Annotated in this window: 2 protein-coding genes; both read right to left on the bottom strand. The window is 69.2% G+C overall.

Annotation, left to right across the window (positions count from 1 at the left end; translation table 11 throughout):
• Positions 1 to 892: HAD family hydrolase (locus tag I6U14_RS14145; RefSeq protein ID WP_296900159.1), on the bottom strand; the 892-nt coding region annotated here is incomplete at its 3' end.
• Positions 893 to 907: 15 nt separating this feature from the next.
• Positions 908 to 2,181: hypothetical protein (locus I6U14_RS14140; protein WP_296900158.1), on the bottom strand; the 1,274-nt coding region annotated here is incomplete at its 5' end.

Raw genomic sequence — 2,181 nt, 5'->3', positions numbered from 1 at the left:
GCGAGGGCAGCAGGTCAGAGGTGATTTGGCTGAGCTCGGTCAACACGCGGTCGGGCTTGACCTTGCGAAGCTGTGCATCGTCCTCGCGCAGGCGCAGGGAGCGCGCATCGCCGGCGAAGAGCGCGGTGCGGCAGCCGAGGGTCTGGGCGGGTTGGATGTCGTTGCGTACATCATTGCCGATGTAGAGCACTTCGGTCGGCGAGATATGATGGTGCTGTGCGAGACCGCTCAACGCCAGGGCGTAGATGGCGGTGGACGGCTTGGCCACGCCCTGGCGGTAGGAGAAGGCGCAGCAGCGCGGGTCGACTCCGGCGCTGTTCAGGGGCCGGCCGAGAAAGGCATGCAGCATGAGCGGCGTGTAGAACTGGGCATTGGAGACGATGCCGAGCACCATGCCGCGGCGGGCCAAGGTCTCAACCGTGTCATCGAGTCCAGGCATGGGCCACACCGGGTTTGTCCGCAGTTCGTATTCCAGCGCGAGCTCGCGCGCCTGATCCGGGTCCATGGGTGCGCCGAGCTTTGCGAGCAGCGCCTGCCAGACGGCGACGATGTCCACCTCCGGGTGATCGACCCCGCGGGCGCGGCTCGCGACGTGCTCTTGCTGGATCTCCGCCTTGAGCATCGCCGGGCCATCGAATGCCGCCGGCAGGGCAGCGGCGCTGAGCCCCGCCGCGGTCCATGCCTCGGCGAAGGCGCCTTCGGCCGCGCTGGTGGCGGTGAGGCCGATGTCGCCGCTCCCGGAGATGACAAGCGTGCCGTAGACATCGAAGACGACGGCCCGGATTCCCGGTAGGGGCTCCAGTCGCGGAACCGCCGCCGTCGGCTGGGGCGTCAATGGCTTGGTGAGCGCGCGCACGCGCTCAACCAGATGGGACTCGGCGTCCGGGGTCATGAGATGTCTCGTCAATCAGCTTCGGAGCAGCCAGAGGCGCTCCGGTGCCAGAAAACGGGCCAACAAGGCAGCGCCGTCGGCGGCGGCGAAGGTCGGTGACGGTGGCGCCGCGGCGACGGCTGCATAGATGGCCGCGAGATGCTCACCGTAGCCCTGCACCGAGTAGTGGGCCGCAATAATGGCGCGGTTCTGATCGATGAGTGCCGCATCGGCCGACACAGTGAGCGCCTGCGGGCGCAGCTCGCCGCGCGCAGCCGGGTCATGGCGGAGTCGGCGGATGACCTCCTCCTGGGCGGGCTCGTCCAACCGGCCGAAGTCGATCATGTCATCGTGCAGAACATGCTGCCAGGCGCGCTCGGCGGCGTCCGCGACGGCCCAGCCGAAGGCGGCTGCACGCTGCGTCGCCGCGGTCTCGAAGACGCTGCGCAGCCGCGAGCTGTCCAGCCATTCGAGCGGCACCAAGAGGCGATCGTAGAGCCCAGGCAGCTGCACCCCGGTGGCGGTGAAATCCGCCGTGATCTCCGGCAGGTCGCGGCCTGCCAGTGGTCGGCCGAGCAGCCAGGGCTCTAGAAAGGCCAGGCCAAAGCCCTCGGCGATGCTGGTGGTCACCAACGCGTGGCTGTCGGCGACGAGCGCCGGAAACGGTCGGCCACCAGCGCCCACCTCGAACGCCATCCGGAGGCCCAGCTCCGCCGAGAGTGCTACCCAGCGCCGATAGGCCGGCACTTCCTGGGGGTTCTGCGGCGCCTGGGTGGTGGCGAAGCGGTCCTCCTCTCCCGCCAGTGCGGCCCAGAGCAGCAGCTCGCCGAGGTTTTTGCGGCGGATGGCGCGGGTCGGATAGAGCCAGAGGCGCTGGCCATCGGCGCGCCGTTGTTGTGCATGACCGTGCTCTGCCGACCCGGAATCGGGCGCCGGACCCAGGGATACGGCGTTGGGCAGGGTGTGAAGCTGGGCCTGCGGGACGCCTGCCGCGGCAAGAAAGTCCCGGTCGCGCCGGTTCAGTGCCGCATAGTGGATCTGGGGTGCGAGCGGGTAAAGCAGGGCTGAGAGTCGCCCGACGTCACCATCCGCCAAGTCGCGACGCAGGCGCGCGTAGAGCAGTGGGCGGCCGTCTTCAGCAAAGTCGTGAGGCTGCAGCAGCAGGTGCTGGCCGTCGCGGGCGAGCCGCAGCACGGCGCCCGGCAGTGCCGTGTTCTTGCCAAGGCTGTGGTTGTGCAGGTGCCAGATGTCCGGTACGCCCTTCAAGGCCTCTCGCGCGGCCCGTACCATGGCCGCGGCCAGGGTGTCGG

Source organism: Thiohalocapsa sp., assembly GCF_019695415.1.
Lineage (GTDB): Bacteria > Pseudomonadota > Gammaproteobacteria > Chromatiales > Chromatiaceae > Thiohalocapsa.
The sequence above is the reverse complement of the archived record's forward strand: the minus strand, read 5'-3'. Positions and strand labels throughout refer to the sequence as shown.